This is a genomic window from Microbacterium sp. WCS2018Hpa-9, assembly GCF_031843745.1.
Lineage (GTDB): Bacteria > Actinomycetota > Actinomycetes > Actinomycetales > Microbacteriaceae > Microbacterium.
In genome coordinates, this window is record NZ_JAVTIY010000008.1 from 82179 (window position 1) to 99362 (window position 17184).

The 17184-nt window shown below is 64.6% G+C and carries 27 protein-coding genes; 23 read left to right on the forward strand and 4 right to left on the reverse strand.

Annotated features, from left to right (window positions below):
* Window positions 1–2: 2 nt before the first annotated feature.
* Window positions 3–596, reverse strand: a complete 594-nt coding sequence (locus RQG82_RS16440; protein ID WP_311245356.1) for a hypothetical protein — start codon at window positions 594–596, stop codon at window positions 3–5.
* Between the two features lie 98 nt (window positions 597–694).
* Here RQG82_RS16440 and RQG82_RS16445 point away from each other — a divergent pair, with 98 nt between their 5' ends.
* From RQG82_RS16445 to RQG82_RS16460, 4 genes are all read left to right on the forward strand, one after another.
* The gene (locus RQG82_RS16445; protein ID WP_311245355.1) at window positions 695–1099 is read left to right on the forward strand and encodes a hypothetical protein; all 405 of its coding nucleotides are present in this window, start codon (window positions 695–697) and stop codon (window positions 1097–1099) included.
* Window positions 1100–1113: 14 nt separating this feature from the next.
* Window positions 1114–1461, forward strand: a complete 348-nt coding sequence (locus tag RQG82_RS16450) for a hypothetical protein (RefSeq protein ID WP_311245354.1) — start codon at window positions 1114–1116, stop codon at window positions 1459–1461.
* A gap of 240 nt (window positions 1462–1701) precedes the next feature.
* Window positions 1702–2478 (forward strand): hypothetical protein, encoded by a 777-nt coding sequence (locus RQG82_RS16455; protein ID WP_311245353.1) that lies wholly within the window; start codon window positions 1702–1704, stop codon window positions 2476–2478.
* Window positions 2479–2556: 78 nt separating this feature from the next.
* Window positions 2557–3216, forward strand: coding sequence for a hypothetical protein (locus RQG82_RS16460; protein ID WP_311245352.1), 660 nt, complete (start codon window positions 2557–2559; stop codon window positions 3214–3216).
* Between the two features lie 239 nt (window positions 3217–3455).
* On the opposite strand, the gene RQG82_RS16465 is transcribed toward RQG82_RS16460, so the two are convergent.
* Window positions 3456–3659 (reverse strand): hypothetical protein, encoded by a 204-nt coding sequence (locus RQG82_RS16465; protein ID WP_311245351.1) that lies wholly within the window; start codon window positions 3657–3659, stop codon window positions 3456–3458.
* 593 nt (window positions 3660–4252) lie between these two features.
* Here RQG82_RS16465 and RQG82_RS16470 point away from each other — a divergent pair.
* The 3 genes from RQG82_RS16470 to RQG82_RS16480 all read left to right on the forward strand — a co-directional run bounded on the left by RQG82_RS16470 (window position 4253) and on the right by RQG82_RS16480 (window position 6132).
* Entirely contained in the window at window positions 4253–4927 is a 675-nt protein-coding gene (locus RQG82_RS16470) for a hypothetical protein (RefSeq protein ID WP_311245350.1), read from the forward strand.
* Window positions 4928–5079: 152 nt separating this feature from the next.
* Window positions 5080–5340 (forward strand): hypothetical protein, encoded by a 261-nt coding sequence (locus tag RQG82_RS16475; RefSeq protein WP_311245349.1) that lies wholly within the window; start codon window positions 5080–5082, stop codon window positions 5338–5340.
* Between the two features lie 126 nt (window positions 5341–5466).
* A complete protein-coding gene (locus RQG82_RS16480) occupies window positions 5467–6132 on the forward strand; it encodes a GNAT family N-acetyltransferase (protein WP_311245348.1) in 666 nt (221 codons plus the stop codon).
* 86 nt (window positions 6133–6218) lie between these two features.
* Here the strand turns inward: RQG82_RS16480 and RQG82_RS16485 are convergent, their stop codons facing one another.
* The gene (locus RQG82_RS16485) at window positions 6219–7004 is read right to left on the reverse strand and encodes a hypothetical protein (protein ID WP_311245347.1); all 786 of its coding nucleotides are present in this window, start codon (window positions 7002–7004) and stop codon (window positions 6219–6221) included.
* Window positions 7005–9350: 2346 nt separating this feature from the next.
* Between RQG82_RS16485 and RQG82_RS16490 the strand changes: the two genes are divergently transcribed.
* The 16 genes from RQG82_RS16490 to RQG82_RS16565 all read left to right on the forward strand — a co-directional run bounded on the left by RQG82_RS16490 (window position 9351) and on the right by RQG82_RS16565 (window position 16456).
* Entirely contained in the window at window positions 9351–9749 is a 399-nt protein-coding gene (locus tag RQG82_RS16490) for a hypothetical protein (protein ID WP_311259986.1), read from the forward strand.
* Between the two features lie 2 nt (window positions 9750–9751).
* Window positions 9752–10045: a hypothetical protein gene (locus RQG82_RS16495; protein ID WP_311245345.1), complete on the forward strand. Its 294-nt coding sequence runs from the start codon at window positions 9752–9754 to the stop codon at window positions 10043–10045.
* The gene (locus RQG82_RS16500; protein ID WP_311245344.1) at window positions 10045–10227 is read left to right on the forward strand and encodes a hypothetical protein; all 183 of its coding nucleotides are present in this window, start codon (window positions 10045–10047) and stop codon (window positions 10225–10227) included. The genes RQG82_RS16495 and RQG82_RS16500 overlap by 1 nt, the downstream gene beginning before the upstream one ends.
* Window positions 10228–10245: 18 nt before the next feature.
* Window positions 10246–10725 (forward strand): hypothetical protein, encoded by a 480-nt coding sequence (locus RQG82_RS16505; protein WP_311245343.1) that lies wholly within the window; start codon window positions 10246–10248, stop codon window positions 10723–10725.
* A 2-nt stretch (window positions 10726–10727) separates the two neighbouring features.
* A complete protein-coding gene (locus RQG82_RS16510; RefSeq protein WP_311245342.1) occupies window positions 10728–11306 on the forward strand; it encodes a DUF3846 domain-containing protein in 579 nt (192 codons plus the stop codon).
* A 22-nt stretch (window positions 11307–11328) separates the two neighbouring features.
* Complete coding sequence (locus RQG82_RS16515) at window positions 11329–11745, forward strand: DUF6283 family protein (RefSeq protein ID WP_311245341.1); 417 nt, start codon at window positions 11329–11331, stop codon at window positions 11743–11745.
* A gap of 98 nt (window positions 11746–11843) precedes the next feature.
* Window positions 11844–12815 carry a DNA-processing protein DprA gene (locus tag RQG82_RS16520; protein WP_311245340.1) on the forward strand — a complete coding sequence of 324 codons (972 nt, stop codon included), beginning with the start codon at window positions 11844–11846 and terminating at the stop codon, window positions 12813–12815.
* 70 nt (window positions 12816–12885) lie between these two features.
* A complete protein-coding gene (locus tag RQG82_RS16525; protein WP_311245339.1) occupies window positions 12886–13047 on the forward strand; it encodes a hypothetical protein in 162 nt (53 codons plus the stop codon).
* Window positions 13048–13120: 73 nt separating this feature from the next.
* Complete coding sequence (locus RQG82_RS16530) at window positions 13121–13597, forward strand: hypothetical protein (protein WP_311245338.1); 477 nt, start codon at window positions 13121–13123, stop codon at window positions 13595–13597.
* Complete coding sequence (locus RQG82_RS16535) at window positions 13594–14037, forward strand: hypothetical protein (protein ID WP_311245337.1); 444 nt, start codon at window positions 13594–13596, stop codon at window positions 14035–14037. Before RQG82_RS16530 ends, RQG82_RS16535 begins: the two co-directional genes overlap by 4 nt.
* 40 nt (window positions 14038–14077) lie before the next feature.
* Window positions 14078–14248 (forward strand): hypothetical protein, encoded by a 171-nt coding sequence (locus RQG82_RS16540; protein ID WP_311245336.1) that lies wholly within the window; start codon window positions 14078–14080, stop codon window positions 14246–14248.
* On the forward strand, window positions 14245–14517 hold the full coding sequence (locus RQG82_RS16545; protein WP_311245335.1) for a hypothetical protein: 273 nt from the start codon (window positions 14245–14247) through the stop codon (window positions 14515–14517). The genes RQG82_RS16540 and RQG82_RS16545 overlap by 4 nt, the downstream gene beginning before the upstream one ends.
* A gap of 27 nt (window positions 14518–14544) precedes the next feature.
* Window positions 14545–14967: a hypothetical protein gene (locus RQG82_RS16550; RefSeq protein ID WP_311245334.1), complete on the forward strand. Its 423-nt coding sequence runs from the start codon at window positions 14545–14547 to the stop codon at window positions 14965–14967.
* A gap of 37 nt (window positions 14968–15004) precedes the next feature.
* Complete coding sequence (locus RQG82_RS16555; protein ID WP_311245333.1) at window positions 15005–15322, forward strand: hypothetical protein; 318 nt, start codon at window positions 15005–15007, stop codon at window positions 15320–15322.
* 41 nt (window positions 15323–15363) lie between these two features.
* A complete protein-coding gene (locus tag RQG82_RS16560) occupies window positions 15364–15801 on the forward strand; it encodes a hypothetical protein (RefSeq protein ID WP_311245332.1) in 438 nt (145 codons plus the stop codon).
* A gap of 19 nt (window positions 15802–15820) precedes the next feature.
* A complete protein-coding gene (locus RQG82_RS16565) occupies window positions 15821–16456 on the forward strand; it encodes a hypothetical protein (protein WP_311245331.1) in 636 nt (211 codons plus the stop codon).
* On the opposite strand, the gene RQG82_RS20175 is transcribed toward RQG82_RS16565, so the two are convergent.
* Entirely contained in the window at window positions 16453–17151 is a 699-nt protein-coding gene (locus RQG82_RS20175; RefSeq protein ID WP_396653632.1) for a nuclease-related domain-containing protein, read from the reverse strand. The two genes, RQG82_RS16565 and RQG82_RS20175, sit on opposite strands and share 4 nt — an antisense overlap.
* Window positions 17152–17184 lie beyond the last annotated feature (33 nt).

Genomic DNA, 17184 nt, shown 5'->3' on the forward strand with positions numbered 1-17184 from the left:
GATCAGAGGTCGGAGGGCAGGTGATGGATCGGACTTCGAACGATCTCAGGGATCAACTGGTCCAGCGGCATCAGGAGATCACCCCTATCGGTCTCGAGCACAGCGCCTGAGTACACGTCGAGACCTCCGATGCGGTGAAGCAAGTCCACCGCCTCGAGTTCCATGTTTCGATCGGTCACCTGGATCACTTTCATGCGCGGCTGCAGTCCAGGGAACGGCTTACCGAAGACGTCCTCGAAGTTGCGCTGAGGTCGCGCTGAATCGACCCTGTCGAAGCCACCAATGTCGATGTTCGACGGATTTTCCAACTCCTTCATCGCCAGCGTCAGATCGACGACCATCTTCTCGTCGACAGGCGCACGGGTGATGTTGATCAGGTAGAGCATTGCGTCCGCATCTAGCGCCAACACGCTGGCATCGCCCGACAAGAGCCCAGGCTCAATGCCGATCGGAACCATCTCCGGGCCGAAAAGTGCCACTCCCCGGTTGAGCAGGTGGAAGAGTGCCCGACCTACGTGAACATCGCTCCGGGTCAGATAGACGTCCTGACCGTCTATCTCCCACCAGCCGATGTCGTGCTCCTCAGCGTCGTGCATGGGTTGATCATCCCACGCTCTCGCTGAGCAGCACCGGCAGAGCCGGCGCCGGGGATCCCCTCGAGAACGAGACATCCCCGACAGAGACGGAGCCTCCCATGGCCACCACCATCCAGCCTTCCAACACCCTCGTCTTCACGCGCCCCGGTCGCGGCGCGATCGCGCAGCTTCGCGAGCAGCTCGTCGAGCGCGGTAGTCGCTTCGCGATCCTGAACGGCGCCGTCAAGGACTTCGTCGGCCTTCGCTACGACGCGAGCGGCCACGGCGCCGACGGCCCCGAGTTTCTCATCGACGTCGACACGATCGTCATCGACGAGGCGCTGCGGCTCAACCCGGAGATCCGCCCGCTCGTTCAGGAGCTGCTCCTCGAGCGCAGCCTTCACGGTCACACGCTGCCTCACCTGAAGAATGTCGTCCTCGTCTACTCGTTCATCGACAAGCGCGAAGCGATCGAGCCGTTCGACATGGGCACGACCTACCCGACCGCGACCCTCGACATCTGACCAAGGAGACTCCGATGCCTGCACCCCAGCACCTTCACATCCAGCCCGCCGTCAACGACAGCCCGGGCAGCGTCCTTGTCGAGTTCGCGATCGTCCGGCCGCATGACTCTGTTCCGCTCCCGGGACGCACTGAGGTCATACGCTCCGGAGACCGCGTCTGGGTCGAGACGACCGTCAACGGACAGACGCTCTTCAGCAACAAGCTCGATCCGAACGACGGCATGAACAACTTCGACGTCCTGCGCGCCGAGCTCGCGCACATCGAGGAAGCCTTCGTGATTCCACTCACCAGTCGCTCGACGGATGGAGCCGCTGCCATCGCGCACGCGTACGTCTCCGGCGGCCGCCCCGAGTGGGGCTGAGCCTCGCCGTCCAGACCCCTGTCACCTTCGGGTGGCGGGGGTCCTCTTCTTACGGAGGTTCAACCGAGGTGGCGCTCGACATACGTGTCCAGCGCTTCTTTCACGATGGCGTGTGCTTCGATCACAGACTCCGCGAGCTGCGAATCGCGTCGCCGCAAGACGGAGACGGCGACGCCGTCTCGGGGATGCCCTCGACAGGACTCAGGCACTTCTGCCGAGACGACGCCGAGGAGGCAGACCATGATGACCCCCGTCTTTCCCCAGATCCCGCTCAAAGACATGAATGCCGCTCAGCTCGTGTTCGAGCTGACCCGCGAAGCAGAGGCGCTCGTCTACGACGAGGACCGCCTCATCGTGAACGCGGCGATGATCGCCACGCACCTGCACCGCAACCAGACCCGCAGCGTCCGAGGCGACCTGCCCCGCGTGCCCTACATCGAGCACCCGATCCGCAACGCGCTTCGCGCCCTCCGCTTCGGGAAGGGATCCCCTCAGCTGATCGCAGCGAACCTGCTCCACGACACCCTTGAGGACTGCCTGGACGAGATCGTGCGGATGTTCGTGAACGTCGACGAGCTTCCCGCGCACGTCAACCTCGAGACCATCAGGGGTCGCCGCGTTGCCGCCTTCCTGTGGATGGCGGGTGCGTTCGGACAGCACATCGCCGACATCGTGCTCGAGGTCTCCAACAAGGTCGGTGGCACACGTCAGGACTACTGGATGAAGCTGGCCACGCTGGCTGAGCGCGCTGGAGGCACGGTCCCCGACCCGGTGGCCGTCGACGCACTCATCGTGAAGGCGATGGACCTGCTCGACAACGCCGGCTCGCTCCGTCATCAGCTCGCCGCGGGCGAGGACCCGCACGTGATCCTCCGCCGCGCCGAGAAGTACCGCCCTGCAGTGGTGCTCGTCAGCACCGCGCTTCGCGCCATCGGCGAGATCGCGATCTCCGACGCACTCGACGAGCTCGAGGGTCACCTCAGCAAGATCATCACCGACCTGACGGTCTGCGGCTGATCAGACCCATGAGACCCCGCCACCGTCATCGGTGGCGGGGTCTCATCTTGATACCCTGCACTCGACCGAAGGAAGGCCATGCGTGTCCAGAAGACGGATGTGATCGCCGGGCTCCCCGCACCCCTCGCTCGTGAGGTGCTGCGCAAGGGTGTGCGCCGCGAGATCTATCACGCCCACGTCGCGAAGCTCTTCGACGGCCTCGACATCGACCCCGCGGCAGCGCTTCAGGCTCTCGCCGATGCGGGACTGTTCGAGTTCGTCCAGAAGGACCAAGACGGCGACACGTGGTGGAGACCGACGGTCAACGGCAATGCCCTCGCCATGGCCAGCTTCGGAAAGCCGATCACGCGCGCGACCGCAGACCGGTTGCTCGCCGGCGTCATCGAGCGAGCCGAGGGTATCAACGCGGATCCCGCGAAGATCTTCTTCGTCGAACGTCTCCGTGTCTTCGGTAGTTACCTCGACCCAGAGGTGGATCCACTGGGCGATCTCGACATCGAGCTGGTGCTCGGTCAATACAGGGTGCCCAACGAGGTCGTCGAAGCGTACGTGAAGTCCAGCGGCCGCCGCTTCAGCTCCTACATCGACAAGCTGTTCTGGCCGGAGCGCGAGGTGGTGCAGATCCTGAAGAATCGCTCCGGATCGATCAACATCACCCGCGAGGACATCGGTGAACTCACCGATCGCGTGCGCACCGTCTACGAGTTCGCTCCTACTCGCGGACCTGTCGTTCTCTGACTCGTGGTGCGACAGACCCCGCACCCTCCCCAGGGGCGGGGTCTGCTGCTTCGAACAGTATCGAATCGGCTCATAAATGAGGTAATCCTCGTTTTTCGACACGCCGCGCGCTGATTTGTAAAGACCCCCGCCGTCATGAAACGGTAGGGGAAGACGGTTCCCCAGCCGTCTTCCCCTATGGGCCCCTGCTGACTCCCCCACGTTGCAGGGGCCTCTTCCTTTCCCAGGGGGGGGGCAGGTCACTCGCCGCGCATGCGACGGACGTGATCTTCGCCCTTCGTGCGAGCGATCCACTCCTCCACGTTCTGCTGGTTCTGAGCGCGTTGCGCACGACTGGGCCCGCGCCTCGAGAGCATGATGATCGCCATCACGATCACGCCGAGCACCACGGTGCCGACGATGGCGATGCCCCCAAGAGTGAGGACGAGCGAGAGCACGGTCATACGGAGATCATGGCAGACGGCTTCGCCGCCTGGCTCAGAGCCAGCGGAGCTGTCTCCGGGGTGGTGGGTGACAGAGCCTCCTCTCTCGGTCGTGCATGTTGTCTCCTTCCTCCGCGAGAACCCTCGTTGCCTTCTGGCAGCGGGGGTTCTCGTTTTCGAGCGTCCAGCTCGGGCGCGGGAGCCAGCGGAGCTGCCTCCGGGTGGATGGGTGACAGGAGCAGGCCCGGGTGTACCGGGGACTCCGAACGGGATCTGCGCGTCGCGCGGGACCGGATCCGTCGTCATGCAGCCGAAAGGCACGGGCGACGGATCACGCAGCGAGAAGAGCTCGGACGAGATCCGAGAGCTGGCCGTCAACCAGCCGACTGTGGGCGAAAGGACTGATCATCCCTCGTCGAGAAGAGCGTAGGCACGCGGCAACGCGGGGCGCTCGATCCTCTCTCTTCACCTCACGTCCGGATGCGCACCTGGACATCGTTGAACCCCTGCTGCCCTAACGGGCCGCGGGGGTTCTTCTCTTGCAGACCGAAGGGCCTCTTCGAGTGAGGCCGACGATACGATGCCGCTGCGAGCGGTGAACCGAAGGAGACCCCATGACCAGGAAGCCAGTCGTTCGAGAAGCGCTGCTCGACCTCGCCGACGTCGACTGCGACGTTCGGATCCTTCGATCGCTCGTCGGTGCACCAGATGACCTCTCGTGGACGACTGTGCCGAGCTGCATCTCGCGCGTGGAAGCCACAGCGACACTGACGAGCTACGACGACACGGGCGATGGCGAGCGATCTGTGATCGCCGGCGCCTCGGCGTACGTCGTCGCTCTCGACCGCACGGACGATCCGGTGGACGCACTCGATCACCTCGACCAGGAGATCTTCTCTGTCGTCGAGGAGATCTACCGTCCCAGCGACAGCCTCTTCGACATGCTCGAGCAGAAGGACGAGTTCCTGGGGTCTCTGGTGACTCAGCTGGTACTCGTCGACAACGTCACCGTCGAGGAGGCATACCGCGGCCAGAGGCTCGGGCCGCGCCTGCTCACCACGCTCATCGATGTCGTCGACGGAACTGGCCACTCGACACTGATTGTTCTACGTGCGCAGCCACTGCAGTGGAGTGAGCTGTCGGAGCTCAAGCTGCGCCGCGCGCGCAAGAAGGTCGCCGCATCCTACGAAGCCGTCGGCTTCGCTCACTTCCGCGACAACGTCTACTGGCGGCACAACGCCTTCATAGGAGCGGAGAGCATGGAATCCCCCGATGTGATCGCGCGCTGACTTCACCGCCCGCCACCTCACACCCTCGTTGCTCTCGGGCAGCGGGGGTGTTTCTTTCTCCGGCCGTGTCCTCCGTTCGGGGGACAGACGAATTGCCCGGTGCTTGCCTACTCTCGAGAAGGAAGTCATACGGAACCGAAGGGATATAGAACATGAAGAAGTCACTCAGAATCGTCGGAGCTGCGGCGGTCTCGTTGGCCCTCGTCCTCGGAGGCACCACCGCGGCATCCGCCGCGACGAGCGTCACCGCAGATGCGAAGCCGTACCGCACGCTCATGACCTACGGCAGCATGGCTGACTGCCTTCGGGACATGCCCTTCATGTACTTCTCGGGATGGGATCCCGTCACCGGCTGCGAAGCCAAGGGTGGGCAGTGGACCTCGCTCTGGCAGAAGAACAACACCTGGTGGTGACTCCTCGCTGCTGAGAGTCTCACGCTCACACCCTCGTCGCCCTCACGGGCGGCGGGGGTTCTTCATTCTCGGGATGCAAGCCCTGAGATACGATGCGGCTGTCGCCTACAGAAGAGAGTCACGACGATGAGCACGAAGAAAGCAGTCCGGCGCGAGAAGGTCGACCTCTCCGAGATCATGTGTGAGGTCGCTCTCAGTGCGCAGCCCTTCGGCGCTGGGGAGTACTCGACGTGGACGAGCTACGCCGCCATGACGACCCCTGTCACCCTGACAGCGTCGCGCGTCAGCTTCAGCGAGGCCACCCCAGGCGAACTTTCGGCCCGGCCGCTCGGTCGCATCAACGGATTCGTCATCGACTTCGATGCCGACGGCGGGAGCAACCAGGACCCCGCGACCGGCCTCAAGCACAACAATCCGACGGCGCATGCCATCGTGCAAGAGCTGTTCACCCCACCGACGATTGATGAGGCCATCAACCTGGACTCAGTCTTCGGGGAAGACATGACACGGCTCATCGTCATTGACGAGATCTTCATCGAGCCGGAATACCGCGGGCAGAAGCTCGGCCCCCGTCTCCTTGCTACGCTCGCCAACGCGGTGGCCGGTAGCAGCTTCACCTCGGTGGTCGCGCTGAGCACTGTGCCACGCGAGGGTGACCTCGACGGCGCCGACCCGCTGATGGCTCAGCTGAAGATCTCAGCTGCATTCGAGGCGGCCGGTTTCTCCCACTTCCGAGACGGCATCTTCTTTCACCACACCGCATACGAAGGCCCGGAGAAGCTGGACGTCTGATCAAGTCGTCCCGCCACATGCCCTCGTCACCCTCACCGGGTGGCGGGGGTTCTTCTTTTCCGCCGGCACGGTAGTGGGTTCGCGAGCTAATTCCGCCAGCCGGTACGGGCGACCATCTCGTTGTCGATTCCGAGGATCGCACCATTCACGATGATGTGGAGATGGCTGTGCATGATGTCGCGAGCGAATCGCGCCGCCCCCATCTGGGTGAGAGCCTTGGTCGCCGCGGGTCGAAGCTCTTCTGCGACGACGCCCTCGTTCAAGAAGGCGTTGATGTGGCCATCGTGCGAGATGAGAAGGAACCCGAGATGAACGTGATGCTCGGAGTGGTCGACCTCGAACACATCGAAGTACCGTGACTCCTCCGTGTCGAGTTCCTCGACTTCGTTGAGGTGGATCGTCACTCCCGCTGTGACCCACTCAGGGACTGGGACGCGAAAGTCCGGAGCGTAGAGCCGAGGCTGCCCGGGCTCAGGAAGAGGCTCCGTACCTGCCGCCAGCGCGTCGTTCTTCTCATGCGCGACCCTGTTGAGGTCAGCGGCGAACTCCCAGTAACGCGCGTGGACTTTGCGCAGCCAGTAATCCAGATCGGTATGACGGTCGACGCCCGGAACCGTGAGATCCCCTCCGGGCTGACCCACGACCTCGACTTCATACTCCTCGTTGTAGATGTGGACACGGCCCGTCTCCTCGTCGCCATCGATGGTGACGTGCGGACCGAAGACGTGGGTGAACGGCGACGATTCGGGCAACGGCTTCGGGGCGCGGTCAACGGCGAACGGTCGCCACCGGGACGACGTCGCGCGCTCGAGCTCAGGTCGGATGTAGAGCGTGCGATCCAGGATGCTGTCGATCTCGTCTTCGATGTTCATCGTGCGCCTTTCGAGCCGCTGCCGTCCAGAACATCATCGCGCAGGTGGCTCTCCCGATCCACTGCATCGCGGCTGTTGGGTCGCCCCGGCAGTAGTGACCGCCTCCTGGCCGCCTGGTGGTCATGGCGCGGTCGCTTTGCGCCCACAAAACGACTCGAGAGCGCAGTCCGACGCCAGTTTCGACGGTAATGGCCGCCCAGTGACCGTGATCTGGCCGCAGAGAGGTCACCGCGCGGTCACGGGCGCGTTTCGAGGACAGTCTCCCTCGGACGGAGCCTCGGTCCTGGTGATGGGGGCGTCAGGCGGTCACCTGACGGTCACGATGCGGTCACCATACGCCCGGTAGTGGGCGTGAAGTGACCGTGGCATGGCCGAGAAGTGACCGCCGAGCGGTCACGGTTTCCGATGCGATGCATCGGATTCTGAGGCGATGTAGGTGCGATAGGTGGGCGGGGCCGTGGAGCGATTAAGTCTCGCGAAGGGACTCGAGCTCTACCGTCCCAGGAGCCTTACCAGCTTCCTTCGTCGCCCGCTTCCGTGACTGCGTCACTCGGCGTTCTCCTCCTCGCTGGACGGCACCTACGCCGTTAGAGCGACCACCTGGCGGGTGGGCAAACCGAGTCCCAATACTGCACAGAGGATCCACGGCTGACGGGCCGCTCCCCGCCCCCGCCGATGAGATCTCCTCGAGGAGAGTGAGCCCTCGGCCGACGTCCGAGGGATGCTGCGAACGGGATCTTCGGCGGCGGAGCCTGATCCTGCACAGGCCGTCCCCGGGGCTTCCGCCCCGGAGGCATACAGCACCCGCGCGCTGCCGACTTCGTCCCCAGCTCAACCCCAGAACCCGATCCTGCGATGGCGTACTGATCCCTTAATTTCGAACTGCTCGACAAGGTGTGACAGGGGCCGATGAGGCCTTGTCGAGCAGTTCGAAATGACATGCTCCAACGGGTCCGAACCGATGCGGTTGGATACCGAAAGCCGTGTGAGGTGACAACGCCTCCGGGGCGGAATCTGAGACGGTTCTGCAGCGGATTCTGTGACTCGGCGCAACGGCGATGAAGCGCTGCGCGCGCCGGCTCAGAGACGGACGAAGCACCGGTCTTCCGACCGGCGATCGCATCTGATTCTGAGGCCACCTCAGCGTCGCAGAGGTGGCGCCCTGGTCACTCCATAGTCGTGACCGATCCTTCAACGGAAGTGACTACAGGTGTCGCTGCGCTCCGTGTCGACGGTGTTCCGATGACGGCTCCTACGTCGCCCCCATCGATGCTGTGACGGCCGTCACAAAGGAGGTCTCCGCTGCGCTTCGACCTGCGCTGCTGCGATGCAAGGGCGGCCACCTCCGGGCGGCCGCGGCGGGTTCACAACGGCTCGCTGCGCTCCCCTGACGTCGCTGCGCTCCACCATGGGCCCACGGTGCCACTTCGTTCTAAACCGTGGTCCCATGGGAACCCGCCTGACCAGGGAAAAAGTATGGCCGCGGTCCCACGACCCCCTGCGGGCCCTTCGGGTTCGGTCGTGGTCCCATGACTCATGGGCCCATACTTTTTCCCAGATGCAGCAGCAATTCCAAAGGCGTTTCCTCGCTGAAGCTCGTAAAGCGCCAAGAAAGAGAAAAAGAGCATAAGGGGAGGTGGCACCGCGCGTCGTTTCCTTCCTCGCTTCGCTCGTTGAAATCTCGCTTGGTGGTCGGCACAGCCGACACCTCTTCGGTCACCCGTTCGATCATCGCTTCGCTCCATCTCTCGGCCTCCCTCACCCTCTTCGCTGCGCTTCGAGGGCCCACACTGCGGAGCTGCGCTCCTTGCCCTCCAACGCCCCGTCGGGGGCCTTGTCGGGTGCTCCCGTCGATGCCGCGATTCCGCTTCGCTTCATCCCGGACATCACCGGTTGACCCCCGCCCTTCACGGGCGCGGTGCACGAGCGCGGCAAGCCGCGGGAGCATCCATCAGGAACCAGCGGCGCGGTGCATCGCGACCCTTCGGGATCGATGAAGCGAAGGCGTTGCGCGCCAGTGTCAGGAGGTCGGCGGGTGCCGACCCGGGGGTTGGTTCGATGTCCGTCACAGGCCTGGTGTCTGTGACGTATCGAAGACCGTGATGACCGATATGCCGAGGAGGATTTCCGACCATGGCGAAGAGCAAGGACAGGGGTCATCGCGAGACGAGAAAGCCCCCTCACGAGGTTCCCGAGATCCCGGATCTCGGACGGCTCTCGATGCCCCGAAAGACGAACCGTCGTGCTGCGTACCGCATCGCTGAGGGAGGTCTCCTCTGGGACCGCCGGCGAGTGGCTCGCGCTGCGGAGCGGAAGGCGCGACGACGATATCGCTTCGACCCGCCAGTGCATCTGGACAAGGGGCAGCGTCAACAGATGCTGACGACCATGGTGAACTGGGGATTCGATCGGACGGCACAGCACTTCGTGACGGATGACGTGTCGGCGGAGCGACTGCAAGAACTCATCCACGCCGTGATCGCCCTCGGACCGATCTCGATCCGTCTGAGTATCTCGCACCTCACGCGAGCCCAGTTCGTCGAGGTCTTCGAGCACCTGCATCCGGGGTCTGAGCTCACGCTCACGACCCTGGACCCCACACCTCATCCTTTGCGCCCAACGCACGCGGAATCGACGGAAATCGTTCCGTCGTATTTTCCCCGTAATTCAGCGCGCAGAATTTCCCCGCGATTGCGGCGCACACGGCACGCCTCTCCGCGTGCCCCGATCACTCCGAAGGACTGACCATGGAGACCCCGACGAAGGCTGCTCCCGTCTCGTGCGAGCCGTCAGACGCCCGCACTGTGGAGCTCACGACCGATCAGATATCGCTCGTCATCGGCGCGCTGTACGACAAGCTCGTCGAGACCGAAGGCTACCTGCGCGGATCGCGTACGCCGGCCACACCTCGCCCCGAGCACAAGTGCTGCCCTCACCATCTGGCTCAGTACGAGGCGCAGGTCGACATCTATCGGGCCATGAAGGCGCGACGGAAAGCGGTGAAGCGAACGATCCGTCTCTTCGAGCGGAGTGGCCACTGATGGCGCGCGCGTACACCGCGATTCGCAAGGACTACATCAACGCCCGTCAGGACACTCTCCTGCTCGAGGCGCGCGGGCGCATCAATCGCCGTGACGCCAAGGAGCTCGCCTGTCGCGAGTTCGACGAACTCATCCATCAAGAACGCGAAGCCGCCGTCGCCAAGGCGCTGGCTGGCCGCTGACACAGAAGGGCGATCTTCATGACCGCACCCGACGCACCGATCTTCCACGGCACTCCCGACCAGTGGTGGGAGCAGGCCGAGGTCATCACCTATGCCGAGGCAGCCGATCGCACTCTCGGCAGCTGGTACATCATGCAGGACACCAACCGAGGTGAACCGACGGGGGCTTTCCGCGTCGCCCAGCCGTCGCCGCACAGCAACCACACCCGCAAGGACGAGCTGAACAGACTCGCCCACCTCGGCCAGCGTGACCCTCAGGCGGTCGCCCCACACGTGCGTGCCCTCATTCGCGTTCCCGCGGCGCGTGACGACTGGATGGACGCTGACCTCGTCATCGCGGACGCTGCGGTGGGAAGCGACGAGCGCGTCGCATGGCGTCGCGCGAAGGGTCAGTGGCGCCAGGTGTTCGCCGGCGGCAAGTCGATCAGCGAACGCCGCATGGCCGAGCTGAACCCGATCATCGCCAACATCTCCGAACTCACCTCGAAGGAAGGATGACCATGGCCGTCCGCAGCATCATCATCCCCGCTGACCCGTCCGACGTTGTCGAGATCATCGACATCCTTCCCGGACGGTTCGACGCACGCGTCAACGAGATCGTCCTGGGCACCTACCTGTGCGTGGACCTGAACGAGAACGTCTCGCTCTGGCTCAACGACGAGGGCAAGCACCTCGAGCTCATGTTCAACCAGCGTGCCCAATCGCTCTGGACGCAGCGGCACGGCTCGAACACCGACGTGATCGTCGGACCCGCTGTTCTCACTGGACCTGCGGACTCGAACGGGGCCACTCTCGGTCTGTCGGATGATCAGCTCGCCGCAGTAGAAGCTCGACTCGGAGCCGTGCGCGTCGAGGTCGAGAACACCTACGAGGATGGCCACTCATCGAAGCGCCTGTTCCTCCTCCCGGCGCCCGTCGACATCGAAGACCCCGATGAGATCGAGGGGTGGCTGGAAGACGAGGTCTTCACATGCCTCGGCGACGGGCACGGCGTCGAAAACCCGAAGCTCGGGTCCCTCCACGAAGTGAAGGTTCTCACCGGGCCGGAAGCCCTCGTAGGGAAGACTTACGAGTTCTGAGAAGCGAGAGAGGTGGCGCACAGTGAGCGAGCAGATTCGTCCACGCAAGACTCCGTGCGCCACCTGCCCCTTCCGCCGCGGCAGCTCCCAAGCTGTCTGGGATCGTTCCGAGTACGAGAAGCTCGAGCGATACGACGGTGACATCGCCGACCAGACAGCTACCGGCGTCTTCCTCTGCCACCTCCAGGACGGATGCGCCTGCAGCGGCTGGCTCGGACACCGTGATCCAGCCGAGATGTTGGCTGTGCGGCTTGCGATTGTCAGCGGCCATCTCGCGCCGGAGTCGCTCGACTACTCCACTGACGTGCCACTGTTCTCCTCTGGCCGCGAGGCCGCCGAGCACGGCATGACGAACTACACAACACCCGGCCCTGAGGCCGTCGCATCCATCGAGAAGCTGCTCCGCCTGGGGAAGCTGCGAGAACGCGCTTCGGACTGACCCTTCCCTGCTCTCCCACGACCCCTTCGGCTGACAAGTCGAGGGGGTCTTCTGCTGGTCGCCCCCGGCATAGCCGCGACCCTGACGAACGGAACATCATGCTCGACGACATCATCAGCCAGAAGAACGTTCGCGACGCTCTCGAGATTCTGCGCCCAGGGCGCGACGACAACGAAGACGCCGTCGCCCGGGTTGCTTGGTCGATGATCGCCGATGCAAACGACGCACAGGTCGGTGCGCTGATCGCCGAGCGCGGCGCCGCAGAAGCTCTCCGGGCCGTGCTGCAGCCTGGCGTGCGCACTCCCGGCGCTCGTGACTCCCGTGAGCTGATCGAGAAGATCCCGCGTTGGCGTAGCAACGCCGTAACGGCAGAGGTCGCGGCCGCGATAGTGAAGTCCTCCCACCTGATCGGTGTCCGTCTCATCCTCCCCGGTGATGCAGGGTGGTCGACTGGAATGGATGCTCTCGGCAACCACCGACCGCTGCTGCTGTGGACGCTCGGTGCCGCAGAGCTCCTGAACGCACCTCGACGCATCGCGGTCATCGGCGCGAGGGCTGCGACATTGGACGGTGAGCGGCGCGCCCACCACTTCGTCACCGACCTCGCCGCAAGTGGTGTGGTGGTGAACCATTCCGGTCAGTACGGGATCGACGCCGCCGTTGCGCGAGCCGCCCTGGCCGTCGACGCACCGTCAGTCGCATTCCTCGCCGGCGGACTCGACCGTCTGACCCCGTACGGACACGAGGCGCTGTTCAGCCGACTGGCGGAGACAGGACTCATCGTCACCGAACAGTCGCCGGGCTCCACCGCTACCCGGTGGAAACTCCTCGCCCGGAACAGGCTGCTCGCAGCCAACTCGCACGCGATCGTCATCGTGGAGGCGGGCATGCGGTCGTCGAACCTGAACGTAGTTGGTCACGCCGCCCTCCTGGATATCCCCGTCGCTGCCGTAGAAGGTCCCGACGATGCCCCCGCATCGGCCGGCTGCAACTTCCTCGTGCGAGAGCAGGGTGCGATCAGCGTCGCCTCGCGCGCCGACGTGCGCGCACTGCTTGAACCAACACCCTGACCCGGACCGACCGGGTTCCTTCGGCCGCGCGCTGAGGGGACCCGGTGTCCTCGATCGAAGGAGATCACCCATGGCCCATGACGATCGCGACCAGCGCGGCGGGCACAGGCGGCGCAAGAGCGACTGGCTCAGTTGCGGTTGCTGCCCGAACCTCACCAAGAACTCCCGTGGCCGACGACGCCGCAACCGCGAGCTCGACCGGTTCGAGCGCCGAGCCAACGGAACCGACTGACCATCACGAACCACTCCCCTGCGCCGAACGTCGGCGCGAACATCCACCGCGTCATCGTCCGAAGGAGGACCAGATGTCCAGCCCCACCATCACCGCACCATCCCTGCTGAGCCTCAGCGTGAAGGGTACTGCCGAACGGCCAGCCCTCTCGTTCCGTCTCAGCCATGACGTGAAGTCCGGCGTCTACACCACCATCCACTTCACCGCTGAGCACCCCGATGTGCCGATCACCCCGACACGTCTCGCGAAGATGCGGATCGGAAGCGTCCGGCGCGATGCGCTTCGCAGCGCGCTCAGCGAGAAGAACGCCGAGCTCACCGGACGCGCCGCGGTCAAGAGCTACTTCCGCGGATCTGCGGGCCGGGCCGTGGGCGAGAAGATTCGCCTCGAGCCGAGTGACGAGCACCTCGAAACCGCCGGGGTCATCTACCGACTCGCTCGCCTCGTCGGGGACTTCCCGGTACAGGCTGTCGCACGCAGCTTCGGCCTGGAGCGAGACGACGCCCAGCGCTGGGTCGCCCTGACCAAGAAGAAGGGACACCTCGCGTGAGCACCCCCACCTTCATCGCGCCCCCGACTCTGAGCGACGTCGCGATCCGCGGCGCCGCGATGATCGCCGCTGCCGCGGAGGCCGAGGCGCCCCATCTGACGCGAGTGGCCATCGAATCTCCGTACTCGACCGGATCCTCGACGGGAGCGAAGTACAACCAGCTCTACGGTCGAGCCGCCCTTCGCGACTCGCTTCTGCGAGGCGAGGCCCCAATGGCCAGCCACCTGCTGTACACGCAGACCTTCGTTCTCGACGAAGCCGACGCGACCGAGCAGGCCCTCGGGGTCGCTGCGGGCCAGAGCTGGTTCCCGCTGGTGGAGTCCATCGTGGTCTACACCGATCGAGGCATCACCCCCGCGATGCAGCAGAGCATCGACAGGGCCAAGGCTCTCGGGATCCCCGTCGAAGAGCGATCGCTGCCTGAGTGGCAGCGAGGCTAAACGCCCGCACATCACCACGAACACGAAGGGAGGCCCGGCGATGGGCTCCAAGAACCGCAACCCCCATCGCTGGGCCAACCCCGAGTGGAACCGGACGCAGCACGCGATCGGCAGCTCGAACACCACCCAGCCTCACGTGCCCGCCCCCAAGAAGGGCACACGAACCGCTCACGACCGCCGAGCGATCAACGACCAGAGAGACTCCGCATGACCACGCACGCACCCGCCGAGAACCCGAACGTCTGGGTCGTGGAAGGCGATGACCACGAGGTTCGCCTCGTGGAAGCTCTCAGCGCGAACGAAGCCACGGAGATGGCCGCCTCCGAGTTCGCCGATCAGTACGGCGAGTACGACGAAGATCTCTGCCGCGTCGTCGGCGCATTCACGGGAGACAGCTTCGACACGAGCACCCTCGTGTTCATCGCTACAGCCGGCGCAGACGACGAGTCGGCGGCCCGTGAGGCGCTCGATCGCTGCTGATCCCACCCCCACCACACGAGGAGAACCATGGCGAAGACCACATTCGACCGGGCGCGAGACACGCTCGTCGCGAGCATCCGATCCGCAAGCACCCCGCTCGTCTTGGCGAGCGTGCTGAACGACACCTACGGGCTGAAGGTCGGCTCCCACACCTTCATGGACACCGTAGGCGTCGAGCCGCTGCTGGCCGTCGTGGAGCGGGTCTCAGACGGCCACCGCTACGTCAAGAGGCTCGACCCGTTCTCGCTGAGCGAGGCCGTCGGATCTTCGCTGATCCGCGAAGATCAGATCGACAGTCGCCTCTCACAGTTCACCGCGCAGGAACTGTTCTACATCGACTACAAGTGCAAGATGTCGCCCGCACTGTCCGAGGGGCGAGGCTGGCGATACCTACGGCTCGCCACTCGTGCTGACTTCGCTGACAGAACGATCGCCCACGCCCGTGGGTAACCTCCGCCGCATTCGCCGTGACGCCATCGGAATCTTCGTGAGAACCGACGGCTACGCCTTCCGTCCTGCCGAGGTGGCCGCGCGGCACTTCCCGGACCATGGTCCCGAGCAAATCATCGAACTGCTGAGATCGACACCGACGCTTCACCCGAGCGTGGAGGAGCACAAGGCGGCCGAGATCGCCCGGCTCGAGAACGAACGGGTAGCGCTCGACGCGGCGGCCAAGCGCCCCTCCTCCCACGCCGCAGGCGACATGGTGCCCGCCCGACACATCGGCGGAAGCACCCTCGCGCGCGTCGGGGCCGAACTGTGGGTCAAGTGCCCATCGGACCCTCAGAACCCATCAGACCCGTAGGCACCGCCACGCGGCCGCCTCACCGAACCTGGAGCATCGTCATGATCCGCACCCCGCACACAGTCCTCGTCCGCGACCTTGGCGAGATCGTCGCCGATCCCCAGCGCGGAATGATCAGCCTCGTCGGAGACCACGGGGGCCTGGCCCTCATCACCGGGGACGTCGAGGAGTCGCATGTCATCCGAGACACCATCGGGATCGAGACCGAGCACGGCACCGTCCATCTCGAGCCCGACCTGGAGATCACGATCAGTGAAGAGTCCGCCGTTGACTCCGAGCACGAGTACCTCATCGAATGGTCGATCAACGCCGAAGGTTTCACGCCCGAACAGGCTGCAGCAACCATCTGGGCCGACGTCTTCGGGCGTACCTCGACCACCGAGAGTGACGCATGTGTGTTCAGGGTCACCGACCTCGGGACCAAGGTCGTTCGCACCGTAGACCTGTCCGAGCACGACATACGCGCCCTCCGGGCCTGACACCACCCAGGAGCACCTCATGCCCCGCATCGAGCACCACATCCACGCAGGGGACCTCGCAGCCTTTCTTGAGAACCCCGCGCACGGAGCCCTCTCGCTCGTCGGGCGACGAGGGGGACGGTCTGCCATTCTTCGGGTCGACGTCTACGACCTGATCATCGTCATCGAAACCGAGCACGGCGATCTGAAGTACCCGCTCGACCAACCCGTGATCGTCAGCGAAACGCTGCCCGCCACGGAAGACCCGAGCCACCCATCTCTGCGCGACCGGCTCATCGGGGTGATCAGCAACGCAGAAGCCGGAGGCACCGCGCAGCTGGCCGACGCCATCGTGACGGAGCTGGTGTCCTCCAGCACCCTCCTCGTCTCCTTCGAAGTCATCACCGATCACGAGAACGGCGACTGGGAGTCAGGGATCCAGGGATGGGACTGGTCCACCCTCGGCAACCCCACGATCGTCGGACACGACATCGGAGAAGGCGAGATGGCCCGGCTCTACTTCGAGATCGAAGGCGCCGGCACCCTCAACGAGGGGGACGGCTATGCGCAGCTCGACAAGCTCATCGAGAATCTGGCGGAGCCGACGGCTACCGCCGTCCGGGAGAGAGAGGCTGAGCGCCGGCGCGGCGGTTTCGACCTCCTTCCAAGGAGCTAGGCAGACGGCAACATACGGGCCAGGCGAGCGGACGCCCAATCGACGTCGATGACTGGTTCATCGCCCTCTTGCGAGGTCAGCCGCTTCCTCAGCATCTTGGGGCTTCCCACAAAGACACCTTGAACGGTGAAGGCTCCTCCGAAGAGAGGCCAATCTGCGTCCACGAAGCAGAGCGCTGCGGAGACGGGCACTGAGTGCCCCAGCGCCGCGGTCACGAGTTGTGCTTGCCCGAGAACGCCGTCAACGAGACGGTCGCTCGCGCGGCCTGCGATCCGAAGGCGCTCGGTGCCCCCGAAGCCGAAAACACCCCCTTCGTGCGACAACCTCGGACGCTTGCCTACGTACTTCTTTGCGTCGACAACCCACACTCCGCGTGGCGAGACGAAGATGTGGTCGATGTTCGCGCGACTGCCCGGGATCTTTCGATCGTGCAAGGCCGTGCCCGTTTCTATGGAGTCGAGCATCGCCGCAACGGTTTCTTCTCCAGCGGCACCGACTGCCCACACCGTGGTCCTCGATCGGGGTGTGTCGTCGACCGTCACAGCAGCGACGAAGCGGCCAAGGAGTCCATCGCCCCAGCGCGCGTGTATGTCGGCTTTCTGCTGCAATACGCGGCGCTCATCCCGTTTCGTGCGTCGCTCATACTCTCGCCGAGCGGACTCACCGGCGACACCTCGGTCTGCGCTTCCCGTCATCCCATAAGCATGGCGTAGACCTCAGACACCTCC